Here is an 18,083-nt window from a genome sequence, read left to right on the forward strand (position 1 = left end):
CGCTGGTCAGAAGGTCAGGCGCCGTAGATCTGATCGAAGGTGCCGCCGTCTGCGAAGTGGGTCTCCTGGGCCGGCCGCCATCCGCCGAAGTCCTTGATGGTCACGAGCTCAAGCTGAGGGAAGCTGTCGGCGTACTCCGCGAGCACGGTCTCGTCGGTGGGCCGATAGTGGTTCTCGGCCACGATGCGCTGGGCCTCCGGCGCGTAGAGGTAGCTCAGGTACTCGGTGGCCAGCTCGCGCGTGCCGTGGCGGTCGACCACCTCGTCCACCACAGCCACCGAGGGCTGCGCCAGGATCGAGAGCGACGGCGTCACGATCTCGTAGTCGTCCGGGTGGTCGAGAAGCGACAGGTTGGCCTCGTTCTCCCAGGCGACGAGCACGTCGCCCTGGCCGTTCTCCACGAAGGTGGTGGTGGAGCCGCGCGCGCCCGAGTCGAGCACGAGCACGTTCTGGTAGAGGCGCGCTACGAAGTCCCTGACCTGCGGCTCGTTGCCGCCGAAGCGCATGTTTGCGTAGGCCCAGGCGGCGAGGTAGTTCCAGCGCGCGCCGCCGCTCGTCTTGGGGTTGGGCGTGATAACGCCCACGCCGTCGGCCACGAGGTCGTCCCAGTCGCGGATGCCCTTGGGGTTGCCCTTGCGCACGAGGAAGTCGATCGTGGAAGTGTAGGGCGCGGAGTCCTTGGGCAGGCGGTCCACCCAGCCGGGCTGGACGAGGCCCTCGCTCACGAGCGAGTCGATGTCGGCCTCCAGCGCGAGGGTCACGACGTCGGCGTTGAGGCCGTTGGCCACCTCGAGCGCCTGCTTGCCCGAGCCGCCGTGCGACTGGGTGACGTCGACCGTCTGGCCGTCGTGCAATGCGGCCCAGTGCTGGGAAAACAGCTGGTTGTAAGCCTCGAAGAGCTCGCGGGTGGGGTCGTAGGAGACGTTGATGAGCTGGGCGGTTGCGCCGGGGGCGAGGGCACCGCAGCCCGTGAGCCCAAGGGCTGCGAGGGCAGCGGTGCCTGCGGCCGTGAGGGAGAGGAAGGAGCGCCGGGTGATGAGACGCGCGGGGCGAGGGGTTGCCGGGGCCTGGGGGCTGTGCCTGTCGTCCGTCTTCATCGCTTGCCGCCCCTTCCCTGATCGCGTTTTCACCGGTCTGCGTTTTTGTAGGGGACACTATGGGTCGCGCCGTGCCGCCTGGGATGCGAGATTGCGTGAAAACGTGTGCGCGCGTGGCAGCGTGACGTGAAACGGGGATGGCCGTGGACTCGCGATGGGGGTACGCCGTCGATGGGGGCGCTCGGTCCACGGGGGGGATGCCACATGGGCTACGGTTTTGGCCGCTATAGCCTTCTACCAGCAGGTTCTCGGACCTCTTCATGCTCCCGGCACCCGGTGGAAGGAGAGGCCCGGTGCCAACTGCCGCCAGGGCCGCCGGCAGAACCGTCCCCAGATAGTGAAAACGTTGTCTCGCGAGCGGCCAAAGCGACTTTGATACCTGCGACTTTGTAACAAGCATCTTTCAATGCCCCGCGCGAGCCCACACCACGCGCATCATGAGTGGCTATGTTGTTTGGGAGCCAGCAACGAGCGCCCTGGGCCGACCACGTTGCCACGTCGCCGGGCCTGGATGGCAACGCAGCCCCACGGATAGGAGAAACCATGCCTCACCTGCATGTTCGCTTTGTCGTCCACGAGCCGTTCGAGGCACCGGGGGCCTACGCCGACTGGGCGCTCGCGCGCGGCCACGAGGTCTCGACCACGCGCCTCTACGCCGGCGACACCCTCCCCACCTCGCCCGACGGCATCGACCTACTCGTCGTCATGGGCGGCCCCCAGTCGCCGGCGACGACGCTCGCCGAGTGTCCGCACTTCGACGCCGCGGCCGAGGAGCGCCTCATCCGCTCGTGCTCGAATGCCGGCGCCAGCGTGGTGGGCGTGTGCCTGGGCTCGCAGCTTATGGGCGAGGCGTTTGGCGGCGCCTTCGCCCACAGCCCGGAGCGCGAGATCGGTCTCTTCCCCATCGAGCTCACGGATGACGGCCTTGCCGACCCGCTGCTTGCGGACCTTGGCATGGGGCTTGCCGTGGGCCATTGGCACGGTGACATGCCCGGCCTCTCGGCCGACGCGCGCGTGCTGGCGAAGAGCGCCGGCTGCCCGCGGCAGATCGTCCGCTATGCCGAGCGCATCTACGGATTCCAGTGTCATCTCGAGTTCACGGGCGAGTCCATCAGGGGCATCGTGGCAGCCTCGACCGAGGAGCTTGCACAGAATGCGGGCCGGCCGTTCGTGCAGTCCGCGGAGCAGCTGCTCGCCAACGACTATCGGCCGATGAACCAGGCATTGTATGGATTTCTCGACCGGCTGGCCGGGGTGACGCCCACCCGCGGCTAGCCGCGCAGGTCGGGCGAGGAAGCGCCGACGGAGGGTCGGCGGCTCGAGACGCGCGGCCCGTCGGCAGGGAGGCCCGCCGCAAAATGTGACAAATCATCCGGAAGGAAATGTGACAGCGCAGCTAGGCGAGGTTGTCCCCGTCATCAGGCTCGTCGTCTCCGCCGGCCTCCTCGAGCACGGCCAGCGCCGCCATGACGAGGTCCTCCTGCCCCTTGCGGAACGGGTAGGCCACCTTCTTGGTCTTGGGGTACACGAGCGCCCCGCGCTCCTTGAGCTTGAGCGTGAGTGCGCGGTCGCATGAAAGCCCCAGGTAGATGATGCGCCCGCTCGTAAGCGACACGCTCGTGACGCCGAGGCGCTGCGCCCGGATGCGAATCCTCGCTCGGTCGAAGAGGTTCTTGGCCGCCGCCGGCATCGAGCCGTAGCGCTCCTCGGTCTCGCGCTCGAGCGCGTCCACCTCGGAAAGCTCCACGGCACCGGCGAGCTTGCGGTACGCCAGCACGCGCCGGTCGACGTCAGGCAGGTACTCCTCGGCCAGGTAGAAGTCGGCCGGCAGGTTGATGGTGACCTCGCTCGCCGCCAGGTCCTCGCCCACCTCGCCGCGCGCCTCGGCCACGGCCTCGCCGAGCATCTGCGTGAACAGGTCGAAGCCCACGCTCGACAGGTTGCCGTGCTGCTCTGCTCCCATGAGCGAGCCCGCCCCGCGAATCTCGAGGTCGCGCATGGCCACGCGCATGCCGCTTCCCAGGTCCTGGTACTCGTTGATGGCCGTGAGGCGCTCGGTGGCCTCGGGCGTGAGGGGCTGCTCGCCCGGGAACATGAAGTAGGCGTAGGCCTGGACCCGGCCGCGCCCCACACGCCCCTTGAGCTGGTAGAGCTGCGCCAGACCCAGGCGCTGCGAGTCCTCGATGATGAGCGTGTTGGTGTGCGGGTTGTCGATGCCGCTCTCGATGATGGTGGTAGCCACGAGCACGTCTATCTCGCCGCGCTGGAACCGCATCATCATGTCCTCGACCTGCTTGGCGCTCATCTTGCCGTGCGCCACGCCCACGCGGGCCTCGGGCGCCGCCTCGTGCACGCGGGCCTCGGCCTCGTCGATGGTCTTGACGCGGTTGGACACGTAGTAGACCTGCCCCTTGCGCTCGAGCTCGCGGCGGATCGCGGCGCTCACCACGTCCGAGTCGAACTCGCCCACGGTGACCTTGACCGACAGGCGCCCCGGCGGCGGCGTCATGATCATCGACATGTCGCGCACGCCGCTCATGGCCATCTGCATGGTGCGCGGGATGGGCGTGGCCGAGAGGGTCAGCACGTCGACCTGCTCGCGCATGTTCTTGAGCTGCTCCTTGTGCTGCACGCCAAAGCGCTGCTCCTCGTCCACGATGACGAGGCCCAGGTCGTGCGGGTTGACATCGGCCGAGAGCAGCCGGTGCGTGCCCACGAGCACGGAGACGCGGCCGTCGGCGAAGCCCTCGAGCGCCTCGCGCTGCTGCTTGGGCGTGCGGAAGCGTGACAGCACGTCCACCTCGAAGTCGAACGGGGCGAAGCGGTTGAAGAACGTCTCGTAGTGCTGCTGGGCCAGGATGGTGGTGGGGCAGAGCACCATGACCTGGCGCCCCTCGCTCACGCACTTGAACGCCGCGCGCAGGGCCACCTCGGTCTTGCCGAAGCCCACGTCGCCGCAGAGCAGGCGGTCCATGGGCTTGGCCGTCTCCATGTCGGCCTTGATGTCGGCGATGGCGGTCTTCTGGTCGGGCGTGAGCTCGTAGGGAAACTCGGCCTCCATGTCGGCCTGCTCGGGCGTGTCGGGCGGGAAGGCATGGCCGGGCACGCTGGCACGGCGGGTGTAGAGGTCGACGAGGTCGAAGGCGAGGCGCTTGGCGTTCTTGCGGGCCTTGCCGGTGGCGCGGCTCCAGTCGGCGGTGTTGAGGCGCGTGAGCCGGGGCGAGCTGCCGTCGGGGCCCACGTAGCGCGTGATGCGGTCGACCTGCTCGAGCGGCACGAAGAGCTTGTCGCCGCCGGCGTACTCGAGGAGGAAGTAGTCGCGCTCCTTGCCGGCCACCTCCTGGCGCACGATGTCGGCAAAGAGGGCGATGCCGTGCGTGGCGTGGACCACGTAGTCGCCGGGCTTGAACGGGAAGGTGATGCTCGTGGGGTCCACGCGGCGGGCGCGGCGGTGCCTCGCCATGCGGGCCGTGAGGTCGCCCACCGAGAGCACGGCGAGGCGGGCGCTCGGCACGATGACGCCCGCCGGCACCGGCGCGTCGGTGAACGTGACGCGCCCGAGCGGCAGGGCCGGCGCGGCGGAGGGCTCGTTGGCGTGAGGGTCGCCGAGCGGCACGCGGTTCTCGGCCGAGGTGCCGAGCGACTCCTCGAACGGCACGGACTCGTCGCCGAAGTTGAGCTCGAGCTGTTCGCGAGCCTGGCGGTCGGGCACGGAGAAGAGCACCGTGACGTGGTCGTTCAGCAGCTGGCGCACGCGGCCCAAGAGGCGCGTGTCGCCGCCGGCGATGCCGGGCTGGCGCACGGGCAGCTCGGCCGTGACCTGGGCGCCCGCGCGCAGCATGCTTGCAAACGAGAGGCGCTGCTGGGTGCCAAAGTCCAGGTCGCGAGGCATGGTGAAGAGGCCGTCGAGCGACTCGCCGGCGTTTCTGGCCAGCTGGGCAAGGTCGTCGGCCGCGCGGGTGCAGTCATCGAAGAGGGCGCGGGGCTCGGCGAAGCACATGAGCGTCTCGCGCGAGACGTGCTCGAGCGGGCTGGCGGTCTTGCCGTAGAGCGCGGGTAGGTAGCGCTCGAGGGAGGGCTCGGGGCTGCGCGCCTCGATGAGCTCGAGGTCGGCGGCCAGCTTGGTGTCGGACTGGGCCATCGTCCAGAGGGCCTTGCGCGCACGGGCCACCGTCTCGTCGGTGAGGGCGAGCTCGCGGCAGGGACGCACGGTGACCGAGTGCAGGTCGCCGATGGTCTGGCCGGTCGAGGCCACCATGCGGCGCACGCGGTCGATCTCGTCGCCGAAGAACTCGACGCGCACGGGCGTGGAAGCCTGCGCGGGGTGGATGTCGACCGAGTCGCCGTGGATGTGGAAGGTTCCCGGGCCGTCAAGCTCGCCGGGGTCGGCATAGCCCAGGCCCACGAGCAGGGACCCCACGTCCTCGAAGGGGACCTCCTCGCCCACGGTGAACGTGGAGCTCTGCCAGTAGCCCGAGCCCTTGGGCGGCACGCGGCGCAGCAGCGACCGGGCACTCGCGACCACGACGCAGGGCTCGCCCGCGGCGAGGCGACCGATGGCCTCGCAGCGCACGCCGATGAGGGCGTCGTCGGGGGCGTCGGACTTCCAAGGGAGGTCGGGACGGTCGGGGTAGCGGCAGACCACGTCCATGCCGAGCCACGCCTGCAGCGCCTTGGCCGCGCGACCTGCGGCCTCCTCGCCCGAGACCACGAAGAGGCAGGGGCGCGGGTTGGCCGCCCAGACGCTCGCGAGCACGAGCGGGCGGGCGCTCTGGGACACGGCGAGCGTGACATCGCTGCCGGCCCTGAGGCCCCGGACGGCGGGCTCGAGCTCGGGGACGGCGAGCAGCTGGCGGGACACGCGGTTGATGAGCATGGGCGGGGCCTCTCCTTGCTTTGGCCGGGCGCTGGCGGGCAGGCGGGCCCCGGGGAGCCCGCGCCGCGCCCGGCGGACATGCAAAAGCGGTCGGCGCCCGGCCAGCGGGCGTCGACGCGCAACGTGGCAACCATTGTAGCCGTGCCGCCGGACGGCGCGGGGTGCGGGGATTGCCGCGTTGGCCGCCACGCCGCGCGGGGGCGTCCCTTCCGCGCGGGACATCTCTTCTGCTCGGGGGTGCCCCTTCCGCGCGGGGCGCCTCTTCCAGATAACGTGCAAAATGATCAGTTGTTCCCCCTGCAAGGAGGTATCAACTGACCATTTTGCACATTCTGCAGGTGGCAAATGGCGGCCGCCGGTCGAACGCCCCCAAGCAGTCGCCGGTCGAGCGCCGCGTGACGCCCGCCAGAGGCCTCCTCTCCGTCCCCTGCCGTCAGAGGGCCCAGATGGGCACGGCCTTCACGCGCTCGCCTATCGCGTAGACCCTGGGCGCGCGACACACGACCGCGCCATCTCCCACCTCGACGCCCTTGAGCGCATTGAGGGCCAAGAAGCTCCCGATGTCGTCCCGACCGGGATTCGCGCCGGCCTTCACCTCGACCGGATGCACCACCCGCCCCTCAACGATGAGCAGGTCTATCTCGCGTTTTCTCGTGTCGCGATAATAGTAGAGGCCGTCCGCGCCCCGGCCGGCGTTCATGCGCGTGCGGGCAACCTCGCCCACCACGTAGGACTCGAACAGGGCGCCGGCCATGGCGCCGCGCGCTTGGACGTCCGGGGTGATCCACCCCAGCAGGTGTGCCGTGAGGCCCGTGTCCATGAAGTGGAGCTTGGGGGTCTTGGAGACGCGCTTCGACGCGTTGGTGAAATAGGGTTGCGGTCTCAAGACGATTCCCGAGGCCTCGAGCAACGAGGCAATCGGGAGACCGTCTTCGCGTCCGCGTCGGCGTCGTTTGCGATGTCAGACATGTTGAGGGGCTGGCCCGTCCTAGCAGCCGTCGCCACGAGGAAGCAGTAGGGCTCTGGGGCATATTGGACCTCGTCAATCACGAGGGGCAGTGGGTGGTCCTGGAAGAAAAGAGCCTGGTCGCGCGAAGCCTGTAGAGGGCAATGGGGTCGTTAAGCGTGACATAGCCGCATGTCTCGCCCAGGCAGTGCCTGATCATCGTCGACTTGCCCGCCTGACGCGAACCCGTGACCAAAACGACCTTGTACTGCGCAAGCAGACGTCCAAAGGTGGCCTCGGCTTCTCGGGTGATGCACATATGCCCACTCCTACCTGCGGTGTCATATGAGAAATCGTTTTCTCGTCTTTGCGGGGCGTACGGGTCGGGAGCGCTTTGGGCGGCATGCGATTCGCCGTTTGGGGGTTGATATCGACCGCTGGACGTACGAACACGGTGGTTCAAGGCCGGATGAGAGGCCCTCGTTGGTGCCCCCTCTCGTCCCGCACGCCCTTCTCGCCCGACGCGTGAACACGGTTTCGCACGTTGTGGGGCGCGGGCGCGGGGGCGCGCCCTATACTGCTGGTCACACGGAGAGGCGAGGCAGACTCGGCATCGGCGCTCGCCCCTCGGGGACCGCGAGCCTCGGAGGTGTCGGGCATGGCAATCGAGCACGTTATCGTCGTCGCAGCGCTGGTGGCCCTCAACATGTACGCCGTCGCCTGCTGCCTGCGCAACGGCCGCGGCAGGGGCGGCGCCGGGCGCGAGTAGGCGCCTCGACGGGGTGACGTGGCCGGCTCGGCCGCCACGGTAGGTCGCCTGGCCGCCGAGCCGCAGCGGTGGGCCGCCCGGCTGTCGCGGCAAGCCGCCCGGGCTAGCCGCGACGGCGTGTCTCTCTCACATAGTGTGCAAAATGGTCAGTTGTTCCCCCTGCGAGAGGGCATCAACTGGTCATTTTGCACGTTCTGTGGGCGGCGGGCGAGGGTTGCCGGGGCAGCCGCCGGGCGAGCAGGCCGGCAATGGGAGCCGTGCGGGCGAGACGAGCTGGCAGGTGGGTCGGGCACCGCGCGGGCGGGTCGGGCACGGCGGACGGACGATCGGACCGCACGAATCGCCACTGACGACCCCAACGCACAAGAAAGGGGCGCCGCCAACCGCGACGCCCCAAAATGTGACAAATCATCCGGAAGGAAATGTGACAGGCGAGCTAGACGAGGCGGCCGCTCTGCTCGGTGAGCTGACGCAGCCAGGCCTGGCTCCGAGCCAGCTCGTCGGCATCGGCGTGCCAGCGCCAGTTGCCGCCGGCCACGCCCGGCACGTTCATGCGGGCCTCGTCGCCCAGGCACATGGCGTCCTGCAGCGTGCACATCACGACCTTCGCCTTGCTGTCGTACGCCTCCTCCATGAGGTGCTCGGCCAAGGACCGCGCGTCGTCGGCGGCAAAGCCGTAGCGGTTCGCGCACCAGCCGGCCAACGTCGAGGTGTCGTGCGTCGACGTGTACGCCACGCGGTCGGACTTGGGCACCCAGCCGTCGCGCGGGTCGCTGTCGGAGAACAGCAGCACGTCCATGCCCGGGCAACCCACCTGCGCGAGCAGCGCGCGCGTGGCCGGCGTGATGCTGCCGAGGTCCTCCGCCAGGATTGGCAGCGGCCCAAACAGCTCGTACGCGCGACGGAACAGGTCGATGCCCGGCCCCGCATGCCAGTGACCGCCGGCCGCCGTGGAGCCGCGCGGCACGCCGTAGAAGTTCTGGAAGCCCAGGAAGTGGTCGAGGCGCACCACGTCGTAGAGCGAGAACGTGCGCGCCAGGCGCCGCATCCACCACGAGTAGCCGTCCTCGCGCATGGCCTCCCAGCGGTAGCACGGGTTGCCCCAGAGCTGGCCCGACGCCGCGAACTCGTCGGGCGGCGTACCCGCCTGCATCTCCACGCGCCCGGCCGCGCTCACGCAGAATTGGCTCGGGTCGGCCCAGACGTCTGCCGAGGAGCACGATGGGTACATCGGGATGTCACCGATGATCTGCACGCCATGCTCGCCCGCATAGCGGTGCAGGTCGGCCCACTCGCGCTCGAACTCCCACTGCGCGAACTTGTGGAACTCCACGCGCCTGGCCAGCCGCTTGTCGGTCGAGAGCCCGATGCCGTAGGTGCGCCACTCCTCGGGCCACTCCTGCCAGTGGTCGTTGCCCGTAACCTCACCGATGGCCACGAAGCACGCGTACGGGTCGAGCCACGCCACGTTGGCGACGCAGAAGTCGCGGAAGTCGGCGTCGGGCTCGAACTCCTCGAATGCCTCACGCAGCTCGTCCTTGTCTAGCTCCAGCAGCCGCTCGTTGCCCGCGAACACCGACGAGCCCGCGTACGGTGAGCCATAGCCGTCGGTGGGGTTCACCGGCAGGATCTGCCAGTAGCGCTGGCCCGCGCCGGCCAGGTAGTCAACGAACGCGCGCGCCGGCGTCCCCAGCGTGCCGGGCTTGCCGCCGTTGGGCACGCTCGTGATGTGGCACACCACGCCCGCGCCCGGGTCCATCGGCTTGGAGAGGCGCTCGGCCTCGTCGAACAGCACGAGGGCACTGCCGAGCGGCCCCAGCGTGAGCGACACGGAGTCGCCGTCGCGGCGCAGCTCGGTGCCGCTGATGACCTCGGTGGCCTTGGTGCCGCGGCTGGAGATGGAAACGTTTCGGCTCTCGCGGAGGTTGCGGTTCACGACTACGCACGCACTCGGGCCCGGCACCGCCCGCTTGCCCGACGCGCCCGGCAGCGCCGCACCCACGGCGCCGTCGGCCAACTCGGCGCCCTCAGGCAGGCGCCACCAGCCCAGCACGTCGTCGCCGCACGAGATGGGGCGCACCGACCCCGTGGTGAGCACGGGCACGGCCTGGCGCAGCTGGATGACGTTGCGGTACATGGTGCGGCAGTCGCGGTCGCCGCCGGCGTGCCCGCCCTCGCCCCAGGGGAAGGGGCCGCGGGTGTACGGGTCAGACAGGCCCTCCATGCCCACCTCGTCGCCGTAGTAGATGCTCGGCACGCCCTCGTAGGTCATCTGGAGCAGCACGGCCAGCCAGAAGCGACCCTTGGCCATGTTGCGCTCGCCGCGGCTGAGGCGACCGGGGAAGTCGTCGGGCCAGGGCTGGCCCTCGGGGTGGTCGAGCGCGTCGCCCAGCACGCTCATGAGGCGCGGACGGTCATGGCTCGAGAGCAGGTTGAGCGCGGCCGCCATGGCCTCGGGCGGGTAGTTCTCGGCGATGGACATGAGGCTCTCGGCCGCGTCGGGCGCGCTCGTCTTGCCCAGCAGGAAGTCGAGCACCGCCGTGCGGAACGGGTAGTTCATGGCGCTGTCGAGCTCGTCGCCCAGCAGGTAGCGACGCAGCTTGCCGTAGCTCACCTTGTTGGAGGCGTCCTCCCAAACCTCGCCCAGCACGAGCGCGTCGTCGCGCTCGGCCACGGCCGCGCTCTTGATTTGCGCGATGAACTCGTCGGAGAGCTCGTCGGCCACGTCGAGGCGCCAGCCGCGCGCACCCGCAGCCAGCCAGTGACGCACCACGCCCGCCTTGCCGGCGATGAAGTCGCGCCAGCCCTCGCCGGACTCAACCACGGCCGGCAAGTCGTCCACGCCCCACCAGCAGTCGTAGGTGCCGTCGGGCTTGAAGTTGAACCAGGTGGCAAACGGCGAGCACGCGCGCTCGGCGGCGTGCGCGGCATCGGCCGCGGGACCCTCGGCGCCCGCCGCAGCGTCTGCCACGGGATCTGCCGAGCCGGCCTCGCGTGCGGCCTCCACGCCGGCCTTGTGCGCCTGCCAGGCACCCGGCTCCTCGTAGGTGTTGTAGCGGTTGAACGGGCGCGAGTCGGCGCCCACGTGGTTGAACACGCCGTCGAGCACGACGGAGATGCCATACTTCTCGGCCTCGCGGCACAGCGCCGCGAAGTCCTCGGTCTGGCCCAGCATGTGGTCGATGCACAGGAAGTCGGCCGTGTCGTAGCGGTGGTTGCTGCGCGCCTCGAAGATGGGGTTGAGGTAGATGGTGGTGATGCCCATGTCGGCGATGTGGCGCAGCTTCTCCTGGATGCCGGAGAGCGTGCCGCCGTAGAAGTCCCACACCCCGATGCGACCGCTCTGGTCGCGGTCGTAGGCGGGCTCGGTGTCCCAACGGCTCACCACGCGGCGCTGCGGTCCGGGGATGCCGTCGTCGGAGTCGCCGGTGTGGTAGTCCATGGCCTTGCGGGTGAGCTCGCGCCAGCCCGGGCCCCTGCGGTAGCGGTCCGGGAAGATCTGGTAGACGATGCCGCGCGTGAACCACTCGGGCTTGACGGCGCGCGGCTTGTAGACCGTGAGCTGAAACGAGGGCGGCTGCCAGTCGCAGAGGGTGCCCTCGCCGCCGGTCCGCCCCTCCTTGGCGCCGTAGCGCACCACCTTGCCATCGGCGCGCTCGATCACGAACGTGTACCACACGATGGCAGCGGACTCGCACGGCAGCGTGGCCGAGAAGCGCACGCAGTCACCCACCTGCTCGCCCATCATGGGCACGAAGCCCTCGCCCACGCCATCGATCCACGTGCGCACAGAGACCGTGGCGCCCGTAGCACCGCCCACGTCGAGCCGTAGCCGTACGCTTCCGCCCACGGGAACCGCCCCGAATGGAGAGCGGTACAGCCCGTTGCGGCTGTCATGATATGCCCACATAATCCCTACCTTCCCCTAGAGTCCCAGCCTCTCCCGAGGCTCCAGGGGAGGTGCCGGCTACCGGCTCCGCTTCTTGTTGTAGGGAATGACCTCGGGATGAAGCTCGTGGTAGGCATCGAGGTACTGGTTTGCGGCACGCCTCCAGCCAAAGTCGGCTTCCATGGCGTTGCGCATGAGCCCCTCCCAAGCTCCCCTGTCTGTCCAGAATACCTCACACGCGTCTAGCACGGCGTTCGCAAACTCGTCACCGTTGAAGTTCGTGAACGAGAAGCCCGTCCCCTCGCCGGTGAACTTGTTGAACGGGACCACCGAGTCCTTGAGGCCGCCCGTCTCGCGCACCACGGGAAGCGCGCCGTAGCGCATGGCGATCATCTGCGAGAGGCCGCACGGCTCGAACTGGCTCGGCATGAGGAAGATGTCCGCGCCGGCGTACATGCGGTGCGAGAGCGCTGAGTCGAAGTCGATGCGGGACACCATATGGCCCTTGTACTTCCAGTCGAAGTAGCGCATGGAGTCCTCGTACTGCGGGTCTCCCGTGCCCAGCACCGCCACCTGCACGGTGCGGTCGAGCAGCTTGGAGAGCGCGTACTGCAGAAGGTCGAGGCCCTTCTGCTTGGTGAGGCGGCTCACCATGACGCAGAGCGGACGCGTGGGGTCCTCGACGAGCCCCAGCTCGCGCTGGAGCGCCGCCTTGCACGCGGCCTTACCGGCCAGGTCCTCGGCCGAGAAGTTGGCCGCGATGCCCGAGTCGGTCTTGGGGTCGTACTCCTGCGTGTCGATACCGTTCAGGATACCGTGCAGCTTCCAGGCGCGCTCGCGGAAAATCTCGTCGAGGCCCTCGCCGTAGAACGGCATCTTGAGCTCCTCGGCGTAGGTGGGGCTCACCGTGGTGATGGTGTCCGCGTAGAGCAGCGCGCCCTTCATGAAGTTGATGGTCTTGGGGCCCACGTACATCTGTCCGGCGGCCGGGGTCTCCGCCAGGCCGCAGATGTCGGAGAGGACCTCGTCACCAAACTGGCCCTGGAACTTGACGTTGTGGATCGAGAAGACGGTCTTCACGTTGTCATAGCCCGGCAGACCTTTGTAGAACTCGCGCAGGAACACGCAGGAGAGGGCCGTCTGCCAGTCATTGCAGTGCAGGATGTCGGCACCGCCGAGCTCGGGCACGCGGCCCAGGCACTCGGTGATGGCCTTGGAGAAGAACGCGAAGCGCTCGCCGTCGTCGAAGTCGCCGTAGATGGTATCGCGCCCGAAGTAGTCCTCGTTGTCGATGAAGTAGTAGTCGATGTTGTGCCACTTGAGGTGGTCGACGCCGCACCAGACGTTGCGCCACCCCAGGTTCATCCAGAAGTCGGACACGTGACGCATGGCATCGCGGTACTCGGCGGGGATGCGGCGGTACTTGGGCAGCACCACGCACACCTTGGCGCCGCAGCGACGCAGCTCATGGGGCAGCGACCCCGCCACGTCGCCGAGGCCGCCCGTCTTGACGAAGGGCGCGGCCTCGGAGGCGCAGAAGACCACCTTGAGCTTTCTTCTCGTTCGGCCGGTCATTAGGAAAGACCACCCTTCTCCTTCACGAGAACGCTGTCGGGGGTACCGCGCAGCTCGACGCCGGCGGTGATGACGTTGTCACGGTCGATGATCGCGTTCTCCACGCGGGCGCCGCGACAGATGGTGCAATGCGTGAGGATCACGCAGCCGCGCACCGACGCGCCCGGCTCCACCGTGACGCTGCGCGACAGGATCGAGTCGGCCACGGAGCCGGCGACGCGGCAGCCGCCCGACACGATCGAGTTGGTGACGCGGGAGCCGCGCTCGTACTTGGTGGGCGGGTTGTCGTGCGACTTGGTCTTGATCGTGCGCTTGGGGTTGAACAGGTCGGCGATGACGTCGGGGTTGAGCATCTCCCGGCTGCGCTTGTAGTAGGTACGCGCGTCGAAGACGGTGCCCGTATACATGTCGACGCGCTTGGCGCGCACGTCGATCTGCCCCAGGTCGGCCTCGATGGCCTCGAACAGGTCGAGGTAGTCCACGTTGGCGTAGCGCTCGAGCAGGTCGAGCAGCTTGGTGCGGCTCACCACGAAGCAGTCGAGGAAGCCCTCGTCGCCGAAGTGCGTGCCGTAGGTGAAGCCGCGCGCGCGGCCGTCCTCGGTGTAGACGCTCGTGACGTCCTCGGCCTCGCAGGAGTAGGTCTTGGTGAGCAGCGTGATGTCGGCACCGCTCTCGACGTGCGCCTTCACGAGGTCGCGGTAGTCGTAGTTGTAGATGACGTTGGACGCCGAGACCACCACGTTGGACGCGGTATCACGCTCGAGGAACACGCGGTTGGAGATGAGGTCGCGCAGCAGGAAGCGCGGGCCCTTGCGGCTCGTGCCGAAGGCAGAGCCCGGCATGAGGAAGAGGCCGCCCAGCTTGCGGTCGAGGCCCCAGTCCTTGCCCGTGTGCAGGTGGTCCATGATCGAGCGGTAGTTGAACGGCATGATGACGCCCACGGTCTTGATGCCGGCGTTCACCATGTTCGACAGCGGGAAGTCGATGAGGCGGTAGCGGCCCATGAACGGCACGGAGGCCACGGGACGGTGCTTCGAGAGGACGCTCGGATTCTTGATGGAGTAGTTGGTGGTGATCAGTCCGATTGCGCTCAGCATGGCCCTACTCCTCCCCCTTTCCCACGACGACCTCGTCGCCGATGACTGCGGTGTCCTTGGTCACGTCAACGCTGCCCAGCTCAACGCCGGCCTCCACGACGGAGCGCTCGCCCAGGATGGCGCGCACCACGTGCGCCCCGTCCTTCACGATGGCACCCGGAAGCAGCACGGAGTCCTCCACGATGGCGCGCGCGCCCACGCGGGCGTCGGTCGAGAGGATGGAGTGGCGCACAGTGCCGTAGACGTGGCAGCCGTTGGCGATGATGCAGTCCTCCACGTGCGCGTCGGGCCCGATGTAGTGCGGCGGGCGCACCGGGGCGTTCGTCATGATCGGGAAGTCCTTGGCAAACAGGTCGAACTCGGGGTTGTCGCCAAGCAGATCCATCGACGTCTCGTGGTAGCTCGCGATGGTGCCGACGTCGCGCCAGAAGCCGTGGAACTCGTAGCAGTAGATGCGCTTCTTCTCCTCGAGGAGCTTCGGGATGATGTTCTTGCCGAAGTCGTGGTCGCTCGTCTGGTCGAGCGCGTCCTCCTTGAGGGCCTTGAGCAGCACGTCGGTGCTGAACACGTAGATGCCCATGGAGGCGAGGTTGGAGTCCGGCTGCTTGGGCTTCTCGGTGAACTTGGCCACCGAGTCGTCGTTGTTCTTGGTGATGATGCCAAAGCGGCTGGCCTCTGCCCACTCGACCGGCATGACCGAGATGGTGAGGTCGGCGTTGTTGGCCTTGTGGCTCTCGACCATCTTGGCGTAGTCCATGCGATAGAGGTGGTCGCCCGAGAGAATCACGACGTACTTGGGGCTGTAGCTCTCGATGTAGCCGATGTTCTGGTAGATGGCGTCGGCCGTGCCGGCATACCAGTTGCCGCCCGTCTCGGTGGCGTAGGGCGGCAGGATCGACACGCCGCCGTCACGCTCGTCGAGGTTCCAGGCCTCGCCGGTTCCGATGTAGGAATGCAGCAGGTAGGGGCGGTACTGCGTCAGCACGCCCACCGTGTCGATCTCCGAGTTCATGCAGTTGGACAGCGCGAAGTCGATGATGCGGTACTTGCCCCCGAACGAGACGGCAGGCTTGGCGATGTTGCGCGTGAGCGCCTGGAGCCTGCTTCCCTGTCCGCCGGCAAGGAGCATCGCGATGCACTCTTTGCTGCTCATGGTTCCCCCTTCTCGAATCCTTCCCTGTTCCTTCGCTGACCCTTTGCCGCTTGCCCCGGGCGCACCCGGGGCTTCGTTGCCGTTTTGATTCGCCGCTCCTGCCGAGATGGTCTCCCATCCCGCCGGGAGCGGCGGAAGGGGTGTCTCCCCTTCCGCCTTCGCGCCTGCGCCCGGGGCGCCGCCGCCAAGCTCCGGCGGCGCCCTTCGCGCGACGCGTCTAGTCGCTAGCTAGTCGTCGAGGCCCCAGATGTCGCGGGCGTACTCGCGGATGGTGCGGTCGCTGGAGAAGTGGCCAGAGTTCGCGATGTTGTGCAGCGCCTTGTTCTGCCAGGAGCGCTGGTCGTCGTACTCGGCGACGAGCTCCTCCCAGGCCTGGACGTAGCTCTTGAAGTCGGCGAGCACGAGGTCGTAGTCGTTGTTGCCCATGAGCTCGTCGTGGATCTGCTGGAAGTCGCCGGACAGGCGCGCGAAGGTGCCATCGGTGAGCTGGGCCACGCAGCGGCCCGCGCCCTCGGGGTCGGCGTTGGCGACGTCCCAGGCAAAGTACTTGCCGCTGGCCTTGAGCGCCTCGACCTCCTCGACCTTCATGCCGAAGATCTTCTCGTTCTCGGCACCTGCAAGCTCGGCGATCTCGATGTTGGCGCCGTCGAGGGTGCCCAGCGTGATGGCACCGTTCATCATGAGCTTCATGTTCGAGGTGCCCGAGGCCTCCTTGCCGGCCGTCGAGATCTGCTCGGAGATGTCGGCCGCCGGGTAGATGAGCTCGGCGTTGGAAACCGCGAAGTTGGGCACGAAGACGACCTTGATGTAGTCGTTCACGCGCTCGTCATTGTTGATGACGTCGGCCACGGAGTTGACGAGGCGGATGACCTCCTTGGCGAAGGTGTAGGCGCTCGCCGCCTTGCCGGCGAAGAAGAACGTGGTCTTGCGCGGACGGTAGCTCGGGTCCTCGAGCATGCGGTTGTAGACGTGCATGATCTTGAAGACGTTGAGCAGCTGGCGCTTGTAGGCGTGGAAGCGCTTCACCTGCACGTCATAGACCGTGTCCGGGTCGATCTCCAGGCCGAGGGTCTTGTTGACGTAGTTGGCGAGGCGCACCTTGTTGGCGCGCTTGCTCTTGGAGAGCGCGTCGAGGAACTCGCCGTCGTCGTAGAAGGCCTCGAGCTTCTTGAGCTCGCTCGCGTCCTTGAGCCAGCCGTCGCCGATCTTGTCGGTGATGAGCTTGGAGAGCGTGGGGTTGGAGTTGCCGAGGAAGCGGCGGGGCGAGATGCCGTTGGTCTTGTTGTTGAACTTCTCGGGCGCGAGCGCGTAGAAGTCGTGCAGGGTCTCGCGCTTCAGAATCTCGGTGTGGAGCTCGGCCACGCCGTTGACGCTGTGGCTGCAGATGACCGACAGGTTGGCCATGCGCACCTGGCCGTCCCAGAGGATGGCGGTGTTGCGCAGCTGGTCCTGCCAGTGGTCAGAGGTGCGCGGGAAGTCGGCCATGTAGCGGCGGTTGATCTCATCGATGTACATGTAGAGGCGCGGCAGTAGGCGACGGAACGTGTCGATCGGCCACTTCTCGAGCGCCTCGGGCAGCACCGTGTGATTGGTGTAGGAGATGGTGCGCGTGGTGATGTCCCACGCGGTGTCCCAGTCCAGGCCCTCCTCGTCGACGAGCACGCGCATGAGCTCGGGCCCGCACATGGCCGGGTGCGTGTCGTTGGTGTGGATGGAGACGAGGTCGGGGAAGGTCTTCCAGTCGGCGCCCGTATGGTCGTACTTGAAGTTGCGGATGATGGAGTTGATGCCTGCGGAGACGAACAGGTACTCCTGCTTGAGGCGCAGGATGCGGCCGTGCTCGCCGGCGTCGTTGGGGTAGAGAATCTCGGAGATGGCCTCGGCGTCGGTGCGGAACTTGGACGCCTTGGCGTAATCGCCGGCGTTGAAGGCCTCGAGGTCGAAGGCCTCCTCGCCCGGCTCGGCACTCCAGAGGCGCAGGCGGTTGATGGTCTTGCCCTCATAGCCCACGATGGGCACGTCGTACGGGACGGCCTTGATGAGCTCGCCGCCCTCCTGGGTGAACCAGAACTTGCCACCCTCGCCCTCGTGACGCACGACGTTGCCGCCGAAGCGCACGTAGACGGCGCTCTCGGGATGCTTGGTCTCCCACGGGAAGCCCTTGTCGAGCCAGTTGTCGGTGACCTCCACCTGGCGGCCGCCCTCGATCTTCTGCTTGAAGAGGCCGTACTGGTAGCGCATGCCGTTGCCGAAGCCCAGGATGCCCTCGGCGGCCATGGAGTCGAGGAAGCACGCGGCGAGGCGGCCCAGGCCACCGTTGCCCAGGCCCGGGTCCTGCTCCTCGGAGACAAGCTCGTCGAGGTCGATGCCCATGGACTCGAGGCCCTCGGCCACGATGTCGCGGACGCCGTAGTTGAGCAGGTAGTTGTCGAGCAGCGGGCCAATCAGGAACTCGAGCGAGAAGTAGTAGACCTTCTTGAGCTCGCCCTTCTTGTTCTGCGAGTCGCTGCGGGCGAACTGCTCGTTGGCCTTCTGCGCGATGAGGCGCGCGAGGGCATGGTAGCGCTGCGCGTTGTTGCAGCCCTTGAGGTCCTTGCCGGCCTCGGCGCGTAGCTTGGCGCGGAACTCCTCTGCAAATTCCTCCGGGCTGCTGAAGATCTTTTCTGCCATGTTTGCAATCC

10 protein-coding genes are annotated in these 18,083 nt (G+C 67.8%); 1 reads left to right on the plus strand and 9 read right to left on the minus strand.

Features of this window, described 5'->3' with window-relative positions; genetic code table 11:
- Nucleotides 1–14 precede the first annotated feature (14 nt).
- Nucleotides 15–1,097, minus strand: a complete 1,083-nt coding sequence (locus EFAMC1_RS03870; RefSeq protein ID WP_154053003.1) for a sulfate ABC transporter substrate-binding protein — start codon at nucleotides 1,095–1,097, stop codon at nucleotides 15–17.
- Between the two features lie 543 nt (nucleotides 1,098–1,640).
- Here EFAMC1_RS03870 and EFAMC1_RS03875 point away from each other — a divergent pair.
- Complete coding sequence (locus EFAMC1_RS03875) at nucleotides 1,641–2,372, plus strand: glutamine amidotransferase-related protein (protein WP_222838640.1); 732 nt, start codon at nucleotides 1,641–1,643, stop codon at nucleotides 2,370–2,372.
- 121 nt (nucleotides 2,373–2,493) lie between these two features.
- Here the strand turns inward: EFAMC1_RS03875 and mfd are convergent, their stop codons facing one another.
- The 8 genes from mfd to EFAMC1_RS03910 form a co-directional block, all read right to left on the minus strand.
- Nucleotides 2,494–5,973, minus strand: a complete 3,480-nt coding sequence (gene mfd / locus EFAMC1_RS03880; RefSeq protein ID WP_154053004.1) for a transcription-repair coupling factor — start codon at nucleotides 5,971–5,973, stop codon at nucleotides 2,494–2,496.
- A 433-nt stretch (nucleotides 5,974–6,406) separates the two neighbouring features.
- The gene (locus tag EFAMC1_RS11170; protein ID WP_261981754.1) at nucleotides 6,407–6,859 is read right to left on the minus strand and encodes a DUF4143 domain-containing protein; all 453 of its coding nucleotides are present in this window, start codon (nucleotides 6,857–6,859) and stop codon (nucleotides 6,407–6,409) included.
- Between the two features lie 160 nt (nucleotides 6,860–7,019).
- Nucleotides 7,020–7,238, minus strand: a complete 219-nt coding sequence (locus EFAMC1_RS11175; RefSeq protein ID WP_261981755.1) for a hypothetical protein — start codon at nucleotides 7,236–7,238, stop codon at nucleotides 7,020–7,022.
- An 886-nt stretch (nucleotides 7,239–8,124) separates the two neighbouring features.
- A complete protein-coding gene (locus tag EFAMC1_RS03890; RefSeq protein WP_261981756.1) occupies nucleotides 8,125–11,538 on the minus strand; it encodes a 4-alpha-glucanotransferase in 3,414 nt (1,137 codons plus the stop codon).
- Between the two features lie 117 nt (nucleotides 11,539–11,655).
- Nucleotides 11,656–13,152, minus strand: coding sequence for a glycogen synthase GlgA (gene glgA / locus EFAMC1_RS03895; protein ID WP_154053006.1), 1,497 nt, complete (start codon nucleotides 13,150–13,152; stop codon nucleotides 11,656–11,658).
- Nucleotides 13,152–14,249 carry a glucose-1-phosphate adenylyltransferase subunit GlgD gene (gene glgD / locus EFAMC1_RS03900; RefSeq protein ID WP_154053007.1) on the minus strand — a complete coding sequence of 366 codons (1,098 nt, stop codon included), beginning with the start codon at nucleotides 14,247–14,249 and terminating at the stop codon, nucleotides 13,152–13,154. The genes glgA and glgD overlap by 1 nt, the downstream gene beginning before the upstream one ends.
- A 4-nt stretch (nucleotides 14,250–14,253) precedes the next feature.
- Nucleotides 14,254–15,402 carry a glucose-1-phosphate adenylyltransferase gene (locus EFAMC1_RS03905; protein WP_154053008.1) on the minus strand — a complete coding sequence of 383 codons (1,149 nt, stop codon included), beginning with the start codon at nucleotides 15,400–15,402 and terminating at the stop codon, nucleotides 14,254–14,256.
- Between the two features lie 228 nt (nucleotides 15,403–15,630).
- Complete coding sequence (locus EFAMC1_RS03910) at nucleotides 15,631–18,072, minus strand: glycogen/starch/alpha-glucan phosphorylase (RefSeq protein WP_154053009.1); 2,442 nt, start codon at nucleotides 18,070–18,072, stop codon at nucleotides 15,631–15,633.
- Nucleotides 18,073–18,083: the final 11 nt, after the last annotated feature.

Origin of the sequence: Olsenella uli (genome assembly GCF_901212675.1) — a bacterium.
Taxonomy (GTDB): domain Bacteria; phylum Actinomycetota; class Coriobacteriia; order Coriobacteriales; family Atopobiaceae; genus Parolsenella; species Parolsenella uli_B.